Source organism: Chryseobacterium sp. IHB B 17019, assembly GCF_001456155.1.
Classification (GTDB): Bacteria; Bacteroidota; Bacteroidia; order Flavobacteriales; family Weeksellaceae; genus Chryseobacterium.
The window spans coordinates 1,614,311-1,635,404 of the sequence record NZ_CP013293.1; the positions used below are offsets into that span (position 1 = coordinate 1,614,311).

Below are 21,094 nucleotides of genomic sequence, written 5' to 3' on the forward strand. Positions count from 1 at the left end.
CTAAAAATGAATTTAAAGCAACGCGACAAGGCCGTCAACTGGCATCCCTATACCCAGATGAAAACCGCCGCGGACGCCATTCCTATTGTGAAAGGAAAAGGTGTGTATCTTTTTGATGATGAAGGAAAAAAATACATTGACGCTGTTTCTTCGTGGTGGGTGACACTTCACGGTCATGCCCATCCTTACATCGCACAGCGGGTTTCGGAGCAGCTGAATACTTTAGAACAGGTTATTTTTGCAGGGTTTACACATGAACCTGCAATACAACTTTCAGAGAATTTATTAAACCTTTTACCCGAAAATCAAGAAAAAGTTTTTTATTCGGATAATGGTTCTACGGCAGTGGAAGTTGCTTTGAAAATGTGCATTCAGCATGCTTACAATCAGGGGAAAGAAAAAACAAAAATTTTAGCTTTTAAAAATGCTTATCACGGTGATACTTTTGGCGCGATGTCTGTGAGCGGAAGAAGCATCTGGACGAAGCCCTTCGGAGAAATGCTTTTCGAAGTCATTTTTATTGATATTCCAAATGTCGGAAATCTTGAAAATTTAAAAAGCCAGATTAAAAGTTATAAAGAAGATATTGCCTGCTTCATCTATGAACCTTTAATTCAAGGTGCGGCAGGAATGTTGATGCACAAACCGGAAGACTTATCAGAATTAATGAAATTTTGCAAAACACAAAATATTTTACTTGTTCAGGATGAAGTTTTTACAGGCTTTGGAAGAACAGGAAAACTATTTGCAGCTGATTTTTTATCGGAAAAACCGGATATTATGTGTTTTTCAAAAGGTCTGACCGGCGGAACAATGCCGATGGGAATTACAACTTGTTCTCAGGAGATTTTCAATGCTTTTTTGTCTGAAGATAAGTATAAGACTCTATTTCACGGGCATTCATTTACTGCAAATCCTTTGGCTTGTACTGCTGCTTTGGCGAGTATGGAGCTTTTGTTAAAAAAGGAAACCTTGGAAAATATTAATTTAATCAGTGATAAACATTTAAAATTTTCTGAAATTTTAAATCAGCATTCTCAGGTTGAAAATGTCCGCCATATCGGGACAATTTTAGCATGGGACTATAAAACGGATGATGGAACTTCCTATTTTAATGATATTGGAAAAGCTTTGTATGAAGAGTTTTTAAGCAGGGGAATCGTTATGCGTCCTTTAGGAAATGTCATGTATCTGGTTCCGCCTTATTGCATAACTTCGGAAGAGCTGGATTTTATTTATAGAAATATACTGGATGTTTTAGATAAGTTTAAAATTTAATTATCCTAAAAAAAGTTCGTATTCAATTGATTTACTAACTTTTTCATTTCAAGCGTTGGCTTGCTTTTTGGATCTCGGAAAGTAAATAATATTCTATGTTATCGGCTTTTCTATTAAAACTTGACTGGAAAGAACTTCTGATGGGCCACGAAGAATGGTCATTTCTTCTCGAAATCATTTTACGGACCGTTATCATGTTTCTCACCATTATCATTGGACTTCGGGTGCTGGGTAAAAGGGGAGTGAAGCAGTTGTCCCTTTTCGAATTGGTTGTTATTATCGGTCTTGGTTCCGCGGCTGGAGATCCTATGTTTAATAAAGATGTGGGAATTGTTTCATCGATTATCGTCTTTATGGTGATTATTTTTCTGTACACCCTTGTTACTTATTTCATAGGAAGAAGCAAAACTTTTGAAAAATTAGTGGAAGGAAAGTCAATTTGTCTGATTGAAAACGGAGAGTTTTCCATTGAAAATTTTAAGAAGGAAAACCTTGGAAGCGATGAATTTTTTGCAGAATTAAGATTAAAAGGTATATCACAATTGGGCCAGATCGAAAAAGCTATTGAAGAAATTTCAGGAGAAATCAGTGTTTTTTATTTTGAAGATGAAAAAGTGAAATATGGTCTTCCCATTATGCCGGATTCATTGGAGCATCCGTTGAAAAATATTATACAGCCAGGCTATTATTCATGTACATTTTGCGGTTATACAGAAGAAAAACAAGCAGGTAGTACAATAAATTGTATAAAATGTAAAAAAGATGAATGGATCCCAGCCAGCAATAAAAAACGTATCACTTAAAATAAAAAGGCTCCAAAAGAGGAGCCTAAAAAAACACAAATGATGAAAAAAAATTATTTCGATTCGCAAATATAGTAAAAATGTAGTTATGTAAAACATAGTACATAATAAATATTTATAAAATCTATTCAGATTACGAATTATCCTGCGTTAATTCTTTGGGAAGTAGTAAAAACGCCTAAAGCCAGTAAAGCTAAAACTCCTACTGCCAGATATTTAGCCGCATTCTCAACTTCTTTTGAAAGTTCTTGCTTCCCCGATCTTTTTCCTAAAAAGGGTGATAATATATTCTTTACTTTCATATATAAATTACAGCAAATTTCAAACCATATTCTTTTTATATAATTGATATTATTACTGATTTTCAACTGTTTGTATCTATATTTCAAGTTATGATTATAATCATAAGTATTATATGCAAAGCTTACTAGATTTGAACAAACACAATAATCCATATTTCAAGTTTTAAAAAGTTTTATTCCCCTCACACAAAGAGGGGTTTATTATTTATCTTTTCCACACAATTTCTTGCAGTTCATTATTCAATTCTTAATGTAAAAGTTGATCTAAAATCATATTTTTATCAATTAAAAGTATATTTTTAGAGTTAGTTTAAGTTTATTTAATATTATTCAGCAAAAAATATATTCTTTAATTTTACTTCAAACAATTACAACTATGAAAAAAATTTTATTGCCATTGTCTCTTTTGTTGGGATTTTCCGCATTTTCGCAAGAGGCAAAAACTGATGCACCTGCCATTGATTCTACAAAAGCATGGAGCATTCAGGGACAAAACACGTTAATGCTCAATCAGGCTGCGTTTTCAAACTGGGTAGGCGGTGGCGCCAATAATGTGGGCTGGCTTGCCGGAGTCAATTACAACCTTACTTATGAGAAAGGAAAAGATCTTTGGGAAAACATCATCATCCTTGGGTATGGCCAAAATAATACAAAAGGCGTAGGGACAAGAAAAACGCAGGACGTCATCAATCTTTCCACGAACTATGGAAGAGAATTTGCGAAACACTGGTACATTTCCGGAGGCGCAAGCTTACAAACGCAGTTTGCAGCGGGTTACGAAGACGGAAACAATCCGGAGGCGGCAAAAATATCCAATTTTATGGCTCCCGGCTACGTAAATATCGGGGCTGGTGTTACATACAGACCGAATGATAATCTCACTGTGACTTTACGTCCGGCCAACGCAAGATGGACTTTCGTTCTGGATGACGACCTTCAACGTGCGGGAATTTATGGCTTGAAAAATGACGGAGATTCTTCACTTTTCCAGTTCGGTTTTTTGGGAACTGCTATGTATAAACTGAAAATCATGGAAAATATTACACTTACCAATACTGGTTCTGTTTTTTCAAATTATCTTGATCATCCGGAAAGGCTTGTGCTTTCTTATAGTGGGATTTTAAATATGAAAATTAATAAATTTATTTCTACCAATATTACATTAGACCTGCTTTATGATCACAACCAGATCAGAAGAACCCAGCTAAAACAAACTTTGGGAGTAGGTTTTGCCTATAATATTGAAAACGGTAAAAAACGTTCTGAAAATAAAAGCAACCAATCCTGGCTGAAATAATGTAAAAATTTAACTTATAAAAAAAAGACCAGCACTGAAGTTGGTCTTTTATTTAATAAGAATAATGTTTTATTTACTTTTACAATTAATACTATTTACTTGTATCCCTTTTCGGCTGAAGAATTAGTCTGATCGAAGGATTATTCGTAATAAATAACCGCAGCCAATCCAGAGCAAGGCGAACCTTATTTCTGAAACCCACCAGCGGAATAATATGGATGAACAGCCACGTCAGCCATGCCAGAAAACCTTTAAATGAAAACTTAGGAAGATCCACAACAGCATTGAATTTCGAAATAATGGCCATGCTTCCTTTATTGTTATATTTAAAAGGATTAAGAACTTTTCCATCTTCAATACGCTTCAGGTTTTTCCCGAAATTTTTAGCTTGCTGAATCGCAACCTGCGCCAGCTGTGGATGACCTTTAGGATATTCCTCTTCTGTAAGTTGTAAAGCAATATCGCCCAAAGCATAAATATTTTTCATTCCCTGCACTTTATTATAAGCATCTACCAATAATCTTCTGCCTTTTCCCACACTTTCTTCAGGAATCCCGGGCACTTCACGGCCAATCACTCCGGAAGTCCAGATCAGCGTTTCCGTTTCTATAACCTTTCCGTCAGCCAAAATCACTTTATTATCAACATAATCTTTTACAGCTACATTGAGGATAATCTTTACTCCAAGCTTTTTTAATTGTTCGTAGGCGGCCTGCTGAGCCACTTTACTCATCGGGGAAAGCAGTGATGGCAACGCATCGATAAGGTATAAATTTGAGAATCTTAATTTTATTTCAGGATATTCTTTTTCTGCAATATATTTCCCCATTTCCGCAATCATTCCGGCCAGTTCCACACCAGTGGGACCACCTCCGGCAATGACAATATTCTGTAATTTCTGCGCTTCTTTTGTTTCCTTATTTCTTGCCGCTTCTTCAAGGGTCAACAGCATATAATTTTTTAGATAAAGTGCTTCATCAATACTTTTCATCGGTATTGCACATCGTTTAACGTTTTCCATTCCGAAGAAATTGGTTTCCGTTCCCATCGCCAGAGCCAGATAATCATAATGAATATCTCCAGTATCAGTTTCAATGAAATTGCTTTCAGGATGTACTTGGACAAGACTTCCCATATGAAAATTCACATTTTTATAATTTGAAAATAATTTCCGGAAAGGATAGCTGATATTTGAAGCTTCAATAAATGAAGTGGCAACCTGATAAATAAGCGGTGGAAAAAAGTGATAATTGTTCTTATCAACCAGAGTAATCCGAAATCTATTGTCGTTTACAAGAGATTTTACAAGGTTGATTCCCGCAAAACCTCCGCCTACGATGACGATATGTTTTTTCATATTGAATAGTATTGAAGTGGTAGTAAATCTCTTCAATAATAAAGCCAAAGGACATTGTTATGATATTAAATTTGCTTTAAAATAAGGTTTAAATTAATATTAATTCTTAAAATTTAAGATTTAACGAATATAATATCAGATGTAAATTAAAATTTCCATTCGAAGCTCTGCACGATGTTTGTACTTCATACAAAACCAAAATCTTAAATATTATAAATATGAAAGCAGACATTTTAACGGAAAAGCACAGATTAGGGTTGGGTGGAGTAGCCATCGGAACCGCTTTTGAAGCCCTTACTGACGGAGAATCTTATGAAGTTCTACAGAAAGCATGGGATTTGGGAATAAGATATTACGACACATCGCCATGGTATGGGCTGACGAAAAGTGAAAGAAGATTCGGGAATTTTCTTCATGGCCAGAACAGGGACGAATTTGTGCTCTCAACAAAAGTCGGAAGGCTGTTTGTAGAAGTTCCGGAATCTGAAGTTCCGCCAACAATGTGGCAGGCTCCTTTAAATTTTGATTTTGAACACAATTACACCGCCGATGCCATAAAAAGGTCTATAGAAGACAGTCTGGAAAGAACCCGCCTAAATCATATTGACATTGTTTATATTCACGATTTGTCTGAAGATCAGGTGGGCGATCGTTATCCATATTTCCTGAAACAGGCCAGGGAAGGGGCTTTCAAGGTTTTATCAGAATTGAGGGACCAGAAAGTAATCAAAGCCTGGGGAATGGGTGTCAACAAGATTGAGCCTATACTGGACTGTCTTGATTCTGCTGATCCGGACATTTGTCTTTCGGCGACACAATATTCTATTCTAGACCATGAAGATGCGGTTGACAGGCTGCTTCCTGCGGTAAAAAAAGCAGGGGTGAAATTAGTTTCCGGAGCAGGATATAATTCAGGATTTATTGCAGGAAGAGATCGCTATAATTATGTAAAAGTTATCCCAAAAGGAATGACCGAAAAACGTGATAAGATCAATGAAATTGCTAAAAGATACAATACAACCGCTGTTCATGCCGCACTTCAGTTTGTTTTGGCTGCAGATGAATTTGTGTCAATCATTCCCGGTGCAAGCAGGCCGGAACAAGTGGAAGATAATGTAAAAGCTTTAAATGAAAAAATTCCTACAGATTTCTGGAATGAATTAAAATCAGAAGGCTTGATCTATGAAAAAGCACAAATCCCCAATTAAAAAAATTATACTAAATAAACTAAACCTCTCAATTCCGGGAGGTTTTTTATTTACCTTAATTTAAATCTCTTTACTCTTTACTCTTTACTCTTTATTCTTTAAAATAAAATCTTTAACGTAATTCTGTGCTAGTATTCCGCTAAAATGGATTAAAGTTTCAACTGCTTTCCGAAATAACTTTGCCTTAATAAAATTTAAAAAATTAAAATAATGGCAAAAACAGTTTTTATTACAGGAGCCTCAAGAGGTTTTGGTAAATTATGGGCAGAAGCATTTTTAAAAAGAGGGGATAAAGTCGCCGCATCTGCGAGAAATATTGCTGCATTGGATGATCTTGTGGAAAAATACGGTGACAATATCCTGCCCGTTGCATTGGATGTAACCCAAAAAGAAGAGGTAAAAAAAGCAGTAGAAAAAATTAAGAATCACTTCGGAGGCATTGATATCCTGATCAACAATGCCGGTTATGGGCTTTTTGGAACTGTGGAAGAAACTACAGAAGAACAGGCGAGGGCTCAGATGGAGACCAACTTTTTCGGGTTGTTGTGGGTAACCCAAGCAGTACTTCCCATCATGAGAGCTCAAAAAAACGGACATATCATTCAGGTTTCCAGCTTTTTAGGTTTAACAACATTGCCGATGCTTGGTTTATACAATGCTTCAAAATTTGCGGTGGAAGGCTTAAGTGAAACTATTGCATCAGAAGTCGCACATTTAGGAATAAAATTCACTTTGATAGAACCGAACGGTTATTCTACAGAATGGTCGGGAAGCTCCGCAGTTCAGACGACCTCGGATATTACAGACTACAATCCGGTTCGGGAAGGCTTTGCAGAAACAGGAAATAACGGAGATATCTGGGGAGATCCGGAAGCAACTGTGGAGCCTATTTTAAAAATTGCAGATAGTGAAAATCCTCCGTTAAGACTATTACTGGGAAAGGTTGCTTATCAATTTATGAACGAAGTTTATACCAACCGTTTAAAAGATATCGAAGAATGGAAAGAGGTGAGTATCGCTGCTCATGGTCATTAATATTTAGTATAGATTTTAATCATAATATTTTGAACTTAAAGTAAATTATATCAACTAATTTTAAGCTTTAAATTAAATTTAAAAATTCTCATGAAACATTATAAAACCATTACCGAACTTCATGCAGGAAATTTCTGGGAAGCGCCTCAGCATCCTCTTTTCAGTATGGTTGGCTGTCTTTCCGAATGTACGTTGGGAAATCAGGAATTTACTACTGATTCTTATATTATTGCTTTTAAAAAGATAAAATCCGGGATTTTCATGTACGGAAGAATGCCTTATGATCATGACAATGGATGTATGTTTTTCACCAAACCACGACAAGTCATTGAAATGAGAGATCTTGAAGTAGAAGAAAATGGTTTTATGCTGATGATAGATCCTGATTATCTAAACGGCCATGAACTTTTCAAAACTATAGATCAGTACGGCTTTTTTGATTATGAAGTGACAGAAGCGATTCATTTGTCGCCAAAAGAAGAGCAGATTATTCGGGAGCTTCATGAAAAAATCTACAATGAATACTTCAATAATCCTGATGAATACAGCCGTGAAATTATTCTGAGCCATGTTTCATCAATTTTAAAGTATTCCCAGCGTTTCTACAAAAGACAGTTTATAGACCGGGCACAGGTAACAGGAAAAACTACATCGAAATTTAATGATGTATTAAAAAAATACATTACCGAAGGTTTCCTTGAAAAAAAGGGACTTCCAAATGTAAGCTATATTGCTGATAAGCTGGCAATTTCACCTCGTTACTTAAGTGATCTATTGAAACAGGAATCCGGAAAGACCGCCATTGAGCTGATTCATATTTTTTTAATTTCCGAAGCGAAAAATCTATTGAAAATTGGAGAGAAAGGCGTGGCAGAAATAGCTTATGAACTGGGATTTGAGAACGCTTCTTATTTCACACGTCTATTCAAAAAGCAAACAGGAATGAAGCCGATGGAATTCAGAAAATCAGATTTAAATTAAGTTTAAAATTTTAGCTTAACTATAAGTTTTATAGAATTTTGAGACAAAAAAAACTGGAAATTAAGAATTTATGTCTTCCCATTTCCAGTTTTTATTTTTCAGTTTTTTAACATTAATCTAATGGTCTTCTACCTGTAATAATATTATAAAGAATTACAATAATGGCAATTACCAGTAATACGTGGACTAGGTAACCAGTGTCCATTCCCGGAACAATTCCTAACATTCCTAAAAGCCAAACGACGATACAAATGACTGCGACTAACCATAATATACTTCTCATGACTAAAAAATTTTAATGTTATTTGAGTAACATAATACACATATTGTGCCTTTTTAGCTAAAACAATTTTAAAATTATTGTTATAAACATATTTTTTAGTAAAAAATTCAGTTGCAGTTCATAAAAATTATAGAAGACCAAAATGAATCAAAGCCCTTTCAATTCCGTGATTATCAACTTCTTCCGTAATATAATCTGCAATTTCTTTTACATTCTCATTGGCATTTCCCATAGCCACTCCGATTTTTGTAAATTTTAACATAGAAATATCATTTCCACCATCTCCAAAAGACATCGTTTCGGAAATATCAATTCCAAAATAACCGCAAAAAGCCTCAACACCCACTTTTTTACTGATACCTCCCGGGTTCACGTCTGCAAAAAGAGGCGTCCATCTCGAAGCCGTGCTGTTGGGCATTACAGTTTGCATAAATTCCTGTTCTGCATCGGGACCGAGAAAAATATTAGCCTGAAGCACATTATGAATATCAATATTTTCTTTATCATGAATTGGGGGAACGGGAAGGTTTACGTGTGCATACATTCCTACAACTTCGGGAGTTGCATCATTAATTTCAACCTTATCTTCATACATCAGCGAATAACTTAAAGGTGTATTCTCAGCATAATTAATTAAATTCTGAATATCATTCGGATCAATTATTTTTTTGGATAAAATTTCACCTGTTGTTGTAGCACAATATCCGCCATTAAATGTGATAAAACCATCAAATTCTATATGCGAAATGTGGGCTAGGGTATTGATAGAACGCCCTGTCGCAACAATAACTTTAATTCCGTTCCGGCGAAGACTTTCAATTGCTTTTTGTGTAGAATTGGGGATTTTATTGGTTTTAAAGCTGATTAACGTTCCGTCAATATCGAAAAATACAGCTTTTATTTTAGAAGAATTTTGAATATCCATCATTTAATTTTTGAATAAATTATTTTACAAAAATACAATTTTAATATTTTGGTTAATGGTTTAAGCATTGTTAAATTTTATTTAAAAAAGTAGGTATAATTCTTGTACAGTTTTTTGCACACCATAAATATTTTATCATGAAAAACGAACAAGAAGTATCAGTATTAAACGATCTGCTACACATCACCAATGACAGAATTGAAGGATTTTCAAAGGTGGAAGAAAAAATCTGGGAAAATTATCCCGATGTAAAACCTGAATATGCCAAAATGGTTTCCTTATCAAAAGTCATGAAAAATGAACTCATTAACCTTATCAATGAAGATGGAGGAGAGGCTGAGGATTCGCCATCGGTTGCAGGAGCCCTTCACAGAACATGGATTGATATAAAAAACTCTTTTACGATAGGAAATGCGGAAGAATCTACACTCGGAAATGTGGTTTTTGGGGAAAAAGCAGCGATAGAAGCCTATCAAAATGCTATAGACAGCGGAAAACTGACCGAAAAGAGCTTACCAATAGTTTCTGAACATTTAAAAAATATTAAAGATTCTTATAATCAATTTAAAGGAATCAGTGAATATAAGGATAGAGAGTAAATTTTTTCTAAATTAACTGTAAAATAAAAAAGAGATCCAGTACGGATCTCTTTCTATTTGATTCTAACAGTAATAATTACATTGCTTTGCTGTTAAGATTTGTATCAGCTACTTTTGTAAGAAGCTCATCACATTTTTTCTCTTCGGCAAGCGTTTGAAGAAGGTGTTTTACACATTCATCTTCTTTTAAAACTTTTGCAAAAGCAGCCAGTGTTCCGTAAGTTGCAATTTCATAATGCTCCACTTTTTGTGCGGCAGCTATAATCCCTGCATCTCGCACTGCGCCGGGTTCTGTTTCCTCCATAATGCTTTTACCTTCATCCAACAATCCCTGCATGGCATCACATTTTTTTGCCTGGGCTTTTTTACCTAACGCACTAAAACACGCTTCCAGTCTTTCAACATGGGTCTTTGTTTCTGCAATGTGTTTTTCAATACCGGCCTTCAGTTTTTCATCGGTAGCATTTTTCATCATGGCCGGCAAAGCTTTTACCAATGCCTTTTCAGCCCAATAGATATCTTTTAAGGAATCTTCAAAAAGATCTTTCAATTCTTTGGCAGCACCTTTTTTAGCCGGGGTTTTCGATGCAGTTTTGGATGCAGTTTTAGAAGTTGTTGTTGTTTTTGCGGTCGTTTTTTTGGTTGCTGTTTTAGTTTCCATAATAAATATATTTTAGTGATTATTTTGATTGTGAATTAATCTGCAACTATGAGACCATCTTTTATGAAAATAATTTTTTATGCATAAATGTGGTATCATTAAAATAATTGTAATAATTGTTTACCAGTTTGTATGAATAGAGAAATTGTTTTAATAATTTTATATCAATATAGATAAAGGAGTATGAAAACAAGTGCCGGTATTTTATTGTTTAAAAGAGAAAAAAATACTATTTTCTATTTTTTGGTTCATCCGGGCGGACCGTTCTGGAAAAACAAGCATTCCGGGACATGGTCAATACCAAAAGGAGAGCCTTTACCTAATGAAAATTTATTGGAAAGAGCACTCATCGAATTTAAGGAAGAAACCGGAAAAGCAATAACCGGAGAATTTATTGAGCTTAATCCTGTAAAGCAAAAAGGAGGAAAAACCGTTTATGCATGGGCTGTAGAAGGAAGTCTAGACCTTTGTTGGACTTACCAGCAATACCATAAAGATAAACTGGCCACCAAAATCCGACAAAATGATCGAAATACCTGAAGTAGACGAATGGGAATGGTTTGATTCTGATGAAGCAAAAAATCGAATAAATCCAGCACAGGTAAGTTTTATTATAGAATTGGAAGAATTGTTGGAACAAAAATAATTTCGGTTTAAATTTCTAAAGGTTTTAATGTTTGTATGGAATTAATTTCTTGAAATTAAATTAATCCCAGTTTAAATTTCTAATAGAGTTTGATCAATATTTGGAAGTTCGAAACTAAAATTGACTTAAAGATGTTTCTAATAACAAATTTAGTTGAAAGGATATTTTTAATAAACCTGAAAAATTTACAATTTAACTAATACACTGTGTAATTTGTTCATATTAATATAATGATTAAAAGAAAAACTAGAAATAGTAATCATTTCTAAACATTTTCCTATTTAACAAATTTTATTTCTGTTCATGTTTGATGTTCATATTTGTCAAAAAAAATTCTGTAAAAATAATCACCTAAAATATGCTATTAAGTTTAAATAGATAAAAAAATCTAAAATAATATAACTATTTCATATAAATAAAAAGTATTAGAATTTGGTCGGTTTCATGTACTTTCTTTGAAAACTACTTGACAACTCTTTTTTATTTCCTTTTCAGTACATTTTCGTTGTACACAAAAACAAATTACACTATTTTTGAAATAAATGAGTAAAATGTACTTATGTTAATTGGATATGCAAGAGTAAGCAAGTTTGAGCAAAATCTTGATTTACAAACTGATGCTTTAAAGAGTTTAGGAATTGAAAAAATTTTTATTGACAAAGTTAGTGGTGTTAAATCAGAAAAGCCGCAGCTTAACGATTTATTAAATTTCGTACGAAAAGGGGATACTTTAACCGTGTGGAGATTAGACAGGATCGGTAGGACTACAGTTGGACTAATCCAGTTTGTGACAGAACTGAATGAAAAAGGAATACATTTTAAATCTATTTCGGAAAACATTGATACAAGTTCGGCAAGTGGCAAATTAATTTTCCAGATTTTCTGTGTTTTGGCAGAGCATGAAAGAAATGTTTTGATTGAAAGAACAAATGCTGGATTGAAGTCTGCGAGGGCCAGAGGTAAAAAGGGAGGCAGACCAAAAGGAATGACCGAAAAATATAAAAAGATTGCACCTTTAGTAAAGAGCTCCTATGAAAGTAAGAATGTTCCAATTGAGGAAATTATGAATGCTTTTAATATTGGAAGTAAAGCAACTTTTTATAAAATAGTTAAAAGTTAGTATAATATACGCTAATAGATTGCGCAGTAAGAATATATCTTTGAGCATATCTGTAAAAATTTAATATGAATGTCTTTAATAACGAAATAGAAATCTTTAAAACTGAAGTCCATAACATCTATAAAGCTTATCGCTTTTCTCATTTCGGATTGTATAATTTGAGAAGTGTTTTTAATGATTACAAAAAGAAAAACAATATTGAGAATTTTAAAATTGTAGATCAGGAATGTAATATTGAGATAAAGTTTTCTGAGCTAGATATGGAGGAAGCAAAAGAGCACGGATTTTATCAAATGATAATGGCGGGTAATACAATAGTAATGATTTATAATTTATGGGAAGATAATTACCGGACAATATTTGCTAAATGCTTAGGTTATACAAATAAAACTGACCTAAAAAATAACCTATTTGGAGATTTGGGGAAAATTAGAAATGCAATCGTACATAATCACTATAAACGTACTTCAGATATTGATAAGCTTGAAATATTAGGATTTTTATTTCCAAAATGATAGATTTATTTTGGATAGTTTTGCTGTCCATGATATATACGTAAATGCATTGAAAGCTTTGGAGTTAATGAAACAACCATCAGCAAATTAAAATAAATAACCTATAAATAATATCAAAAAACGATTAAATCTGATGAAAAAATTAATAACCTTTATCTTTATTTTGATAGCACACATTTTATATGCTCAAACTACGTCTGAAGCACCTGCTCAAAATATTTCTCCTGATAACAATGTAGTGTATAGGCTTTTTTCTACACGAAATATGTACACATTTATTAAATTAGATACAAGGAACGGTCAAGTGTGGCAAGTTCAGTGGGACACAAAAAGCAATCAATTAGAAACTTCTTTATCTTTAGTATACCTTGTTTCTGAGGAAGATGAAAAAAATGGTAGGTTTTTTCTTTATCCAACGACTAACATGTATAATTTTATACTAATTGACCAAATTGATGGTCGAGTATGGCAAGTTCAATGGTCTAACAATGCTAAGGAGAGAATGGTTGTCCCTATTAATTGTCAAATATTAAACACAAGCAAAGCTATAATAGAACTTATTCCAGAGAATGAGGTGGAAAAATCATTATTAAGTAAAATGGATGAAGACAATCCAAATGATTTTACACTTCACTATCATTATGAAAAAGGAATAAAATCTATTAATAATTATGCAGAATTATTATTTGTAGAGTATCAAAAGTTTCCGACTGTAGCCATTATTACATACGATATAACCAAGGGTATAGGAGGTTGAATTTTCAAAAAGTAAGACGAAGGATTAAACTAAAAAACGATGAAAAAACCATGAATGAGCAAAATCACGAAGCTGTAAATATCGATTTATCTAACGATGTAATTTATCTTTGGGAGGAAAATGATGAATCAAAATACTCAGAATTAAAAAAAGAGCTACAATATTCGGAAGATCTAGTTACTTTTTTAAGTAGATATCAAAAAGAAAGATGGGTAGCTGATTCTATTAACGATATTGATATAACTGAAAATCCTAATGAATTACATATTGATTACACTATAAAATTTTTTAATGGTTGTAGAGATTTGGATTCAGAGAATGACGATTTTATAGTTGTCAATTATAAAATCAATTTAGAATCCTTTGAAATCGAAATAATTGGAAAACCAATTCCTGAAGAGCGTTCTACATTTGAAGAATTTTAATAATAATCTCAAAAAAAGATTTTCAAATGAAAAAGATACTTTTACTTTCAATTCTATGCACATATTTTTCTCTTATAGCTCAAAAGAAAAAAACTAATGAAAATGTTGAGTTTGGATGCTATCTTCCAACAGGTGAAAAATGCAATGTTGGAAGTCTTAAAAATCTTACAGTTGGAGAAATAAATAAAAAATTCGAGAAATCAGGAAGAATTTGGAATGCATATTTACCGGAAGATAAAGTAGATATAAGCTTTAAATCCTTTACAATGAAACCTCTTTTCATATTAACTTTAAATAATCAATCATTTTCGTCTGATAAAATCCAAGAGCTAATAAGCAAGGTCAATGAGGATAACTCTAGTTATGTTTATTATTTCGGTAAAAATATTTTTAATGAGCATCATTGGGGTGTAAAAGCAGATCTCAAACGATTTATTCTAAAAAAAATTTTAGATCAACAATTTCTTTTTGATACTTTAGGTTTTCCTAATGAGGTTAAAGATTCTTTGTTTGATGGAAATCCAGTAAAATGTTTTGTATATAAAGAGGTCGGTGTTAGGATATATTTTTCAGAAGGATTAGCAATTGGATTTGACGAAATAGACAAATAATAATCTCAAAAAACGATATTATTGAAAATAATAATTTTAATAAAAAATGGAGGCAAAAAAAATTCTTAAATCAATTTATGTTGACTTACCATATGACAAAAATGTTGACCTTAAAGATGACATACTGATTTGGATTGACAACTTTGGGGCAGAAAATTCTGTTTCAATTAAGGACATTGCATATGAGGAAAATAAAATTGCGTGGTGGCAATGCAACTCTGCTGGTCTTGATTTAGTGTTTTTAAAATTAAATCCTAAAATATTAATTACTTGGGAAATTCCATTAAACACAATGGGACAATCTTCTTTGGGATGCAGCAATATATTCTTTTATAAAAATTATCTTATTGTCAAATATCATGATAAACACTCTGACAGGATTTTTTTCTTTAACACTAATAATCTGAAGATTGAAGAAATACTGACAACATCATGTCATTGGAAAAAAATAAAACTTATGGATAACAGACTGTACATCTGGAATATTAGGGGAGAGGAATGTTTAGAAGTAACAATATTTGAAAATAATTTAGAAAGAACAATAACCAGTTTAATAGATCTAAATAAAAAGGGAATTGTTTTAGAAAATTAGTATGAAACTAAGGATTTCAAAGTGTGTGGGAAGTGCAAAGTTCAATGGTAGTATTCGAATGGAATTTCGTATTGTCTCCAATTCCCATATTAAAGTCACAATACTTTACCAAAAATTACTACTCACAAATATAACGGATCTCAAAAAACGATTGATAGTGGTAGATTAGCAAATATTGAAATAAAAAAGAGGCGACACTCGCCCCTTTCTGCTAATTAAGGATTGCCAAGACCAACTTAATTAAGACTGCAAGCCTTATACAACTTTCTACAATTGTAGAGAATAAGCTCTGGGCTTTTTGAGCTTTTCTATGTTTTTTTGACATTTCTCTGGTGTGTTCGATTAGACCAACACCTATGAGAGGTTCTTGGACATCTAGGTTGACCTGGAAATGACGAAAGGGTCAAAGCTTAGCCTTTTAAAGGGCATTAAAGCCTAGTTATAACACTGAAGTTATTAAGCCTATCGATGGAGTGTCCCACACATAAACATATAAAGGCAAATTTCAATCCAATCAATTAATATAGTTTTATGTCAGCTTAGGAGATATGAAATGGAAAAATTTAATGCCAATTTGACACATAATACGAAACAATCTGTGTAAAAACTATCGCTGACAGAATATAACCAAAACCGAGCTTAAATGATTAATAAATGTTAATCTTCATAAAATTATTTTGATTGATATTTGGACAATATGTAATATTTATCAGTTCACAACATGTAAAAAAATATACATATATTTAATTCTAATACTCTCAAAAAACGATACATTAGCTCAGAAATAGCAAATAAACTTATAATATGGACTCACGAAGAATAGAAAAAATTTTATTAGGTGCGCTTATAATGACGGTAATTATATTTCTAATGGAAATTAACTTCTATGATGATACTAATTACGCGGCAAGTAAATTAAACGAAATATTGTTCTGGTCATTTATCAGAGGTCTAGTAATCTCTGGAAGTGTTAATATAGCAAAGCATTATTTTTCAAAATTAAAAGATAAATAATACTGCATTTGCAATCTCATAAAACGATGAAAAAACTTTTATTTCTCCTCTTACTTTTTCCAGGAATTACTTTTGCACAGGATGAATGGGAATATGTAGCAACAACAAATTCTGAAGACAATTACTTTATAAAAGATATTATTAAAGAAGATAATTATAGAAGACTTTCTGTCTGGGTTAAAATACAAAAATTTGATAAAAAGGAAAATTTTAAGGGACAGAAATATTATAGACCTTCAGATCGTGTTCTTACAAAATGGACTATGGATTGCCAAAATAAAACTAGCAAAACACAAACATTGGTTGTTTATGATTTAAAAGGCAACGTTAGACAATCTTCTAACGGTCCTTTTGAAGAAAGCTACATCATTCCCAATTCTATTGCAGAAAAAATTATGTCTATAGCTTGTAGAAAAATTGATTAAAAAGTAGTAAATCCTTACAAAATAAAATTTCATAAAACAATATCAAGATATTTAAATAAGCGTAATATGAAATGGACCATAAATCTAGCTCTTCTTCTTCTAATTTTAATAAATATAATTTTTTCTTGTTCGCCAAAGGCTGAAAATGTTCAAGGAAATAATAACTCAAATATTTCTTTTACAAGTACTCCCGATGAAGAAAATGATGAAGATTTAGGAAGTAGTGATAGTGAAGATATTGATAATTTTGCTGACTGCAAATTTGATGATGGAACTTATTCTGAAACTGTTGATTATAATAATTCTGAAACAGGTTATTCTGCAACATATACGCTTGATGTTGATGTTCAGGACTGCCAAGTCATTCAAATTAACTTTCCTAATGATGGATACTTAGATGATGACCACATTTCTTATGCAAATATTAGCGATGATGGGAGCGCAAGTGTTGATGGTGAAGATGGAAAAACTTATCAAATTCAAATAGACAATTAATAAGTCAATACAAAATCTAAAAAACGCTTAATTAAACTTTAATTTAAATTCCGAAATTCATTAGGTGTAACGCCAGTCCTCTGCTTGAATAATCGAATAAAATGCTGTGGATATTTGAATCCTAACTCGTAAGAAATCTGTGCAATAGATTTATCCACATTGTGGGTAATGTAACTTTTGAACCCGGAGCGAGAACCAAATGGCATCTCCATCCCGGTGGACAGATTATCCTAGTAACTGGTGGTGTAGGATATTATCAGGAAAAAGGGCAGCCGAAAAAGATCTTACACAAGGGTGACGTTATAAAATGTCCACCACATGTTGAGCATTGGCACGGTGCAAGTAAGGATTCTTATTTCGTTTAGGTTGCAGTTACTGATAATAAGAATGGTTCGGCAATATGGCTACAACCACTAACAGAAGAAGAATATTATAAATAATTAATTTTTCTTTTATTATGGAAAATGATTGAAAGTGAAAAGTAATAGCTTTAAAAATTCTTTAATTCTGGTTAAAATAACATTTTAACTTTGTTTCCGTCATTTCAATTACTGTTGAATATATTGAAGCCAAAAAACCTTCCATATCTTTAGTCAAGTTATTAGCTTTTACTCCAGGCTGCGCAATAGTAAATTCAAACTCTACGTTGGAATATTTTAAGCCTTTTTTAATTCCATCTAAGTCAGTTTCATTCCCATGGTAAAATCTAAGACCTTTTAAAATTCCATTTCCATTTCTTCGTTCAAGATGCTTTAATAATTCTTCTGGCTTCCATTTATATCTAAGAGAAACTATTGCTTGTCCACAGACTTCATATAAATCTTCAAGCCTTAGTCCACTTTTTCCCTTGGAATATTTACAGTGAACAAGTTCAAATTTAATTAACTCATTGGCTTGAAATATAGCAACTATATCTGCAGATTCTCCAGCGTTATCATCATTAAAAACAATCTTAGCTCCTTTCTCTACAAGATATTTCATCATATATTCTTGAACAGATTTTTCCCTTTTTTCCCCTTTTTTATATAGTGATTCAATAGTATAATCTACATTATCCCAGATAAAAGCTTCAATTTGATTTTTGGGAATCTGAACTAACTCAGTGGATCCATAATCTGTTTGTATACAACCAGAAATAGTACAACCATCCATTAAAAATAAAGTAGGAGGATTCTCTTCAAAGAATTTTTTCAAAGATATAGGTTCACTTTTAAGTCCATCAATCATAATATCAATATCAACCAGCGCTATTACAGAATGGCCGTGTTCACCACCTAACACAATGGAAAAATTAATTATCTTCTCAGGTAAATTTAATTCAAAATCAGCCTTATTATCTTGTATTAAAATATTTTTTAGTGTACACTCTGAAAGCATAATAGATTTATAACTTGAAAGGCTAATAGTTAATTTATGAATTCTACTATATAATTCTTCAGCCCAATCTGTAGCTAGAACAATGAGCCCTTCAGGATATTTATCCAATTGAATTTTTTCAGCAGAATCTTCTAATAATTGATTGGAATCAATGGTTTCATCAGTTATTAATTTTCCAACCTCTAAACACCACGCTTTCCACCCTTTCAAATCGCCTACTCGAGCTGGACTCCATATTTTCCCTTTAACAGAAGCTCCTACACTCACAGGGAAACCATCCCGATATCCTACACCAACAAAATCAGATTTTTGACAGCGTTTTCCCTCTTTCCATCTAGTTAATTCCGTTGTAACATCAGCCCCACTAAGTCTTGAATATCGGTGAAGGTGATTTGCTGGCTTAAATATACCTGCATGTATTATACTTAATCGTTTTATTGAATCAAAAGAACGAAAGACACAATCTCCGTTCAACATATTAGGTATATTACTTGATAAATTCTCAACTAAACTATTTACATCTAATCGCTTTTCCGAGTATCCGATATACAATAATTTTGTAGTTAAATCATAATGCATAACAATAAGATTCCATGTTTGATCACGCATTTTATCAGTTCTAGCCCATTTTACTTTTTCCCTTTTTTGTGTTGTAAAATAAAAAACATTTTCTTTCTGATTAAAATACGGTTGCGTAATAGCATACCTATCCAGATTAAAAGAATCTTTGAATTTACTCCAATCGACTTGTTCACATTCATAACAAACACAACTTAAAGCAGGATAAACTAATTTAGGATTTAACTCTATTTCAGGAGAATCAAAACCACCGTATGGTTTACATCCTTGTAAAAATGTTAATAATGATTCAGCTTCTGCTTTTCTTGCATCTGCAATTTCACTAATTACCATTTCCCAACCAGCTCCTTCTTGAAACAAATTTTCTAATTCCGTAGACATTGATTCTTCTGCATAATTAACAATAAATGACGCATCCCCTAAATCTTTTTGCGTTCGGGTAAATCTTCCAATAAACTGTAGGAGTACAGACATAGACTTATGTAAATCATGTACAGCTGCAATTTTAAATTCAGGATAATCAAACCCTTCTTTAAGCATATCTACACAAATTATAATATCATAACTACCTCTCTTTATTTCTTCTACAATTTTACCCCTACCTTTAGTTCTTGAATGAACCATTACTATTCTTTCATTTGGAAACCACTCCTTGTATTTTGTGAAAAGCAGTTCTGCACGAGGGGCAGTCTCTGTCCGAACCATCATTCTATGACGCACCCAACCTCGATTTCGATCTTCAATAAGTCTATCCATAGCAGCCCTTGCAATGACTTCATCTTTTTTACTAGGATTTCTCTCATCTATTGACACCAATGATATCTTAGAAAAACAGCCATCTGCTAATGCTTTAGATAAAGGATAATTATAAACAACTTCACCTTCAATTGGTTTTTTATCATTGCGGTAAGGAGTTGCTGTAAATTGTACAATTTTAGATTGTTTGAATAAATTTTTAATATGATCCCACTCATCCGCTTTAATATGGTGTGCTTCGTCAAAATATACATGGGAAAAAAACTCTTTTAAACCATCTTTTATCTTTTTATTTGCTCTTGCAATTAATGAAGGAGTTGAAACTATAACATCAGCTATTTCAATATCGTTAATGCATGATTCATTCGTCAAAATTTTGTCTAAAATAAAAACAACTGGATTAGGTGTACTTTCACTGATAACACCAAGTTCTCTAAGCATACCCCAAGTAGAAAATTTATCTGCAATTTGATTTTTAAGCTCTATAGATGGAACAATTACCAATGTTTTTCTTGCTCTATCAGCTAATGTTGCTACTAACATAGTTTCAGTTTTCCCTGTTCCAGTAGGTAAAACAACAGTAGCAGCCTCATTGGATAAAGACCAATGTCCCATAAGATTGTATACTGCTCCAGATTGAGCAGGTCTTAATGTTTGGTTATCTAACCCCGAACCATTAATTTTAAAATCCTCAAAAAAACTTTTCCCATTCTGGTTTATATTTTTCACACAACCTTTTACTTTAAAACCTTCTGGTATTTTTTCAAGTTCACTCTCAAATATGTAGTCATCACTTGAAATATGATAAGTAGATCCTTGTTGATATATTGCTGAAAAAACACTATTTTTTTTGTTATATGCTATTTGAAAGATATGTCCATTCTCAACTTTTTTGTCTATGAAAAAGAATGGGCCATCAAGTTTAATTTTTTCCACAGCGATATAATCGAAACTCAATTGATTCATAATGTATTAGCTTTCTACAAATATGTGAATTTTAAATATATAAATTATAAATCTTTGATAAAAAGGGAAACCGTAATTAAGACTTAA

24 protein-coding genes and 1 pseudogene are annotated in these 21,094 nt (G+C 32.6%); 18 read left to right on the top strand and 7 right to left on the bottom strand.

Annotation, left to right across the window (positions count from 1 at the left end; all coding sequences use genetic code 11):
- Positions 1-6: 6 nt before the first annotated feature.
- Together bioA and ATE47_RS07380 are read left to right on the top strand one after the other, a co-directional pair.
- A complete protein-coding gene (gene bioA / locus ATE47_RS07375) occupies positions 7-1,278 on the top strand; it encodes an adenosylmethionine--8-amino-7-oxononanoate transaminase (protein ID WP_062161357.1) in 1,272 nt (423 codons plus the stop codon).
- Between the two features lie 95 nt (positions 1,279-1,373).
- Positions 1,374-2,081, top strand: coding sequence for a DUF421 domain-containing protein (locus ATE47_RS07380; protein WP_082632527.1), 708 nt, complete (start codon positions 1,374-1,376; stop codon positions 2,079-2,081).
- A 140-nt stretch (positions 2,082-2,221) separates the two neighbouring features.
- Here ATE47_RS07380 and ATE47_RS07385 read toward each other — a convergent pair whose 3' ends face one another.
- Complete coding sequence (locus ATE47_RS07385) at positions 2,222-2,536, bottom strand: hypothetical protein (RefSeq protein ID WP_062161358.1); 315 nt, start codon at positions 2,534-2,536, stop codon at positions 2,222-2,224.
- Between the two features lie 223 nt (positions 2,537-2,759).
- Here ATE47_RS07385 and ATE47_RS07390 point away from each other — a divergent pair, with 223 nt between their 5' ends.
- Positions 2,760-3,680 carry a DUF3078 domain-containing protein gene (locus ATE47_RS07390; RefSeq protein WP_062161359.1) on the top strand — a complete coding sequence of 307 codons (921 nt, stop codon included), beginning with the start codon at positions 2,760-2,762 and terminating at the stop codon, positions 3,678-3,680.
- Positions 3,681-3,771: 91 nt separating this feature from the next.
- Here ATE47_RS07390 and ATE47_RS07395 read toward each other — a convergent pair whose 3' ends face one another.
- Positions 3,772-5,037 (bottom strand): NAD(P)/FAD-dependent oxidoreductase, encoded by a 1,266-nt coding sequence (locus tag ATE47_RS07395; RefSeq protein WP_062161360.1) that lies wholly within the window; start codon positions 5,035-5,037, stop codon positions 3,772-3,774.
- Positions 5,038-5,255: 218 nt separating this feature from the next.
- Here ATE47_RS07395 and ATE47_RS07400 point away from each other — a divergent pair, with 218 nt between their 5' ends.
- The 3 genes from ATE47_RS07400 (at position 5,256) to ATE47_RS07410 (ending at position 8,261) form a co-directional block, all read left to right on the top strand.
- Positions 5,256-6,245, top strand: coding sequence for an aldo/keto reductase (locus tag ATE47_RS07400; RefSeq protein WP_062161361.1), 990 nt, complete (start codon positions 5,256-5,258; stop codon positions 6,243-6,245).
- 210 nt (positions 6,246-6,455) lie between these two features.
- A complete protein-coding gene (locus ATE47_RS07405; protein WP_062161362.1) occupies positions 6,456-7,280 on the top strand; it encodes an oxidoreductase in 825 nt (274 codons plus the stop codon).
- Between the two features lie 90 nt (positions 7,281-7,370).
- Complete coding sequence (locus tag ATE47_RS07410; RefSeq protein ID WP_062161363.1) at positions 7,371-8,261, top strand: helix-turn-helix domain-containing protein; 891 nt, start codon at positions 7,371-7,373, stop codon at positions 8,259-8,261.
- 112 nt (positions 8,262-8,373) lie between these two features.
- Here ATE47_RS07410 and ATE47_RS19050 read toward each other — a convergent pair whose 3' ends face one another.
- Positions 8,374-8,544 (bottom strand): lmo0937 family membrane protein, encoded by a 171-nt coding sequence (locus ATE47_RS19050; protein ID WP_062161364.1) that lies wholly within the window; start codon positions 8,542-8,544, stop codon positions 8,374-8,376.
- A 127-nt stretch (positions 8,545-8,671) separates the two neighbouring features.
- Positions 8,672-9,472 carry a Cof-type HAD-IIB family hydrolase gene (locus ATE47_RS07420; RefSeq protein ID WP_062161365.1) on the bottom strand — a complete coding sequence of 267 codons (801 nt, stop codon included), beginning with the start codon at positions 9,470-9,472 and terminating at the stop codon, positions 8,672-8,674.
- 134 nt (positions 9,473-9,606) lie between these two features.
- On the opposite strand from ATE47_RS07420, the gene ATE47_RS07425 reads away from it, so the two are divergent.
- Complete coding sequence (locus ATE47_RS07425; protein WP_062161366.1) at positions 9,607-10,068, top strand: PA2169 family four-helix-bundle protein; 462 nt, start codon at positions 9,607-9,609, stop codon at positions 10,066-10,068.
- Positions 10,069-10,144: 76 nt separating this feature from the next.
- Here the strand turns inward: ATE47_RS07425 and ATE47_RS07430 are convergent, their stop codons facing one another.
- On the bottom strand, positions 10,145-10,729 hold the full coding sequence (locus tag ATE47_RS07430) for a YciE/YciF ferroxidase family protein (protein ID WP_062161367.1): 585 nt from the start codon (positions 10,727-10,729) through the stop codon (positions 10,145-10,147).
- Between the two features lie 183 nt (positions 10,730-10,912).
- Between ATE47_RS07430 and ATE47_RS07435 the strand changes: the two genes are divergently transcribed.
- The 10 genes from ATE47_RS07435 to ATE47_RS07480 all read left to right on the top strand — a co-directional run bounded on the left by ATE47_RS07435 (position 10,913) and on the right by ATE47_RS07480 (position 17,329).
- Entirely contained in the window at positions 10,913-11,269 is a 357-nt protein-coding gene (locus ATE47_RS07435) for an NUDIX domain-containing protein (protein ID WP_228376336.1), read from the top strand.
- Positions 11,253-11,375 carry a hypothetical protein gene (locus tag ATE47_RS19450; RefSeq protein WP_257721526.1) on the top strand — a complete coding sequence of 41 codons (123 nt, stop codon included), beginning with the start codon at positions 11,253-11,255 and terminating at the stop codon, positions 11,373-11,375. The genes ATE47_RS07435 and ATE47_RS19450 overlap by 17 nt, the downstream gene beginning before the upstream one ends.
- Before the next feature lie 559 nt (positions 11,376-11,934).
- Positions 11,935-12,495 carry a recombinase family protein gene (locus ATE47_RS07440; RefSeq protein WP_062160409.1) on the top strand — a complete coding sequence of 187 codons (561 nt, stop codon included), beginning with the start codon at positions 11,935-11,937 and terminating at the stop codon, positions 12,493-12,495.
- Between the two features lie 65 nt (positions 12,496-12,560).
- Complete coding sequence (locus tag ATE47_RS07445; RefSeq protein WP_062160408.1) at positions 12,561-13,010, top strand: hypothetical protein; 450 nt, start codon at positions 12,561-12,563, stop codon at positions 13,008-13,010.
- A 133-nt stretch (positions 13,011-13,143) separates the two neighbouring features.
- Positions 13,144-13,767: a hypothetical protein gene (locus ATE47_RS19360; protein WP_228376337.1), complete on the top strand. Its 624-nt coding sequence runs from the start codon at positions 13,144-13,146 to the stop codon at positions 13,765-13,767.
- 50 nt (positions 13,768-13,817) lie between these two features.
- The gene (locus ATE47_RS07455; RefSeq protein WP_150114798.1) at positions 13,818-14,192 is read left to right on the top strand and encodes a hypothetical protein; all 375 of its coding nucleotides are present in this window, start codon (positions 13,818-13,820) and stop codon (positions 14,190-14,192) included.
- Positions 14,193-14,218: 26 nt separating this feature from the next.
- The gene (locus tag ATE47_RS07460; RefSeq protein WP_062161369.1) at positions 14,219-14,803 is read left to right on the top strand and encodes a hypothetical protein; all 585 of its coding nucleotides are present in this window, start codon (positions 14,219-14,221) and stop codon (positions 14,801-14,803) included.
- Between the two features lie 46 nt (positions 14,804-14,849).
- Entirely contained in the window at positions 14,850-15,395 is a 546-nt protein-coding gene (locus ATE47_RS07465) for a hypothetical protein (RefSeq protein WP_062161370.1), read from the top strand.
- Positions 15,396-16,435: 1,040 nt separating this feature from the next.
- Positions 16,436-16,834 carry a surface-adhesin E family protein gene (locus tag ATE47_RS07475; protein WP_062161372.1) on the top strand — a complete coding sequence of 133 codons (399 nt, stop codon included), beginning with the start codon at positions 16,436-16,438 and terminating at the stop codon, positions 16,832-16,834.
- A gap of 66 nt (positions 16,835-16,900) precedes the next feature.
- Positions 16,901-17,329, top strand: a complete 429-nt coding sequence (locus ATE47_RS07480; RefSeq protein ID WP_062161373.1) for a hypothetical protein — start codon at positions 16,901-16,903, stop codon at positions 17,327-17,329.
- A 38-nt stretch (positions 17,330-17,367) separates the two neighbouring features.
- Here the strand turns inward: ATE47_RS07480 and ATE47_RS18885 are convergent.
- Positions 17,368-17,490 (bottom strand): annotated as a pseudogene (locus ATE47_RS18885) (helix-turn-helix domain-containing protein); the annotation flags it as partial.
- On the opposite strand from ATE47_RS18885, the gene ATE47_RS07485 reads away from it, so the two are divergent.
- Positions 17,491-17,694, top strand: coding sequence for a cupin domain-containing protein (locus tag ATE47_RS07485; protein WP_062161374.1), 204 nt, complete (start codon positions 17,491-17,493; stop codon positions 17,692-17,694).
- Positions 17,695-17,830: 136 nt separating this feature from the next.
- Here ATE47_RS07485 and ATE47_RS07490 read toward each other — a convergent pair whose 3' ends face one another.
- Entirely contained in the window at positions 17,831-21,007 is a 3,177-nt protein-coding gene (locus tag ATE47_RS07490) for a DEAD/DEAH box helicase (protein ID WP_062161375.1), read from the bottom strand.
- Positions 21,008-21,094: the final 87 nt, after the last annotated feature.

Bases quoted from the DNA above. Each gene is read 5' to 3' on its own strand.
- bioA (WP_062161357.1), top strand. From the start codon at position 7: ATGAATTTAAAGCAACGCGACAAGGCCGTCAACTGGCATCCCTATACC.
- ATE47_RS07380 (WP_082632527.1), top strand. From the start codon at position 1,374: ATGTTATCGGCTTTTCTATTAAAACTTGACTGGAAAGAACTTCTGATG.
- ATE47_RS07385 (WP_062161358.1), bottom strand. From the start codon at position 2,536: ATGGATTATTGTGTTTGTTCAAATCTAGTAAGCTTTGCATATAATACT.
- ATE47_RS07390 (WP_062161359.1), top strand. From the start codon at position 2,760: ATGAAAAAAATTTTATTGCCATTGTCTCTTTTGTTGGGATTTTCCGCA.
- ATE47_RS07395 (WP_062161360.1), bottom strand. From the start codon at position 5,037: ATGAAAAAACATATCGTCATCGTAGGCGGAGGTTTTGCGGGAATCAAC.
- ATE47_RS07400 (WP_062161361.1), top strand. From the start codon at position 5,256: ATGAAAGCAGACATTTTAACGGAAAAGCACAGATTAGGGTTGGGTGGA.
- ATE47_RS07405 (WP_062161362.1), top strand. From the start codon at position 6,456: ATGGCAAAAACAGTTTTTATTACAGGAGCCTCAAGAGGTTTTGGTAAA.
- ATE47_RS07410 (WP_062161363.1), top strand. From the start codon at position 7,371: ATGAAACATTATAAAACCATTACCGAACTTCATGCAGGAAATTTCTGG.
- ATE47_RS19050 (WP_062161364.1), bottom strand. From the start codon at position 8,544: ATGAGAAGTATATTATGGTTAGTCGCAGTCATTTGTATCGTCGTTTGG.
- ATE47_RS07420 (WP_062161365.1), bottom strand. From the start codon at position 9,472: ATGATGGATATTCAAAATTCTTCTAAAATAAAAGCTGTATTTTTCGAT.
- ATE47_RS07425 (WP_062161366.1), top strand. From the start codon at position 9,607: ATGAAAAACGAACAAGAAGTATCAGTATTAAACGATCTGCTACACATC.
- ATE47_RS07430 (WP_062161367.1), bottom strand. From the start codon at position 10,729: ATGGAAACTAAAACAGCAACCAAAAAAACGACCGCAAAAACAACAACA.
- ATE47_RS07435 (WP_228376336.1), top strand. From the start codon at position 10,913: ATGAAAACAAGTGCCGGTATTTTATTGTTTAAAAGAGAAAAAAATACT.
- ATE47_RS19450 (WP_257721526.1), top strand. From the start codon at position 11,253: ATGATCGAAATACCTGAAGTAGACGAATGGGAATGGTTTGATTCTGAT.
- ATE47_RS07440 (WP_062160409.1), top strand. From the start codon at position 11,935: ATGTTAATTGGATATGCAAGAGTAAGCAAGTTTGAGCAAAATCTTGAT.
- ATE47_RS07445 (WP_062160408.1), top strand. From the start codon at position 12,561: ATGAATGTCTTTAATAACGAAATAGAAATCTTTAAAACTGAAGTCCAT.
- ATE47_RS19360 (WP_228376337.1), top strand. From the start codon at position 13,144: ATGAAAAAATTAATAACCTTTATCTTTATTTTGATAGCACACATTTTA.
- ATE47_RS07455 (WP_150114798.1), top strand. From the start codon at position 13,818: ATGAATGAGCAAAATCACGAAGCTGTAAATATCGATTTATCTAACGAT.
- ATE47_RS07460 (WP_062161369.1), top strand. From the start codon at position 14,219: ATGAAAAAGATACTTTTACTTTCAATTCTATGCACATATTTTTCTCTT.
- ATE47_RS07465 (WP_062161370.1), top strand. From the start codon at position 14,850: ATGGAGGCAAAAAAAATTCTTAAATCAATTTATGTTGACTTACCATAT.
- ATE47_RS07475 (WP_062161372.1), top strand. From the start codon at position 16,436: ATGAAAAAACTTTTATTTCTCCTCTTACTTTTTCCAGGAATTACTTTT.
- ATE47_RS07480 (WP_062161373.1), top strand. From the start codon at position 16,901: ATGAAATGGACCATAAATCTAGCTCTTCTTCTTCTAATTTTAATAAAT.
- ATE47_RS07490 (WP_062161375.1), bottom strand. From the start codon at position 21,007: ATGAATCAATTGAGTTTCGATTATATCGCTGTGGAAAAAATTAAACTT.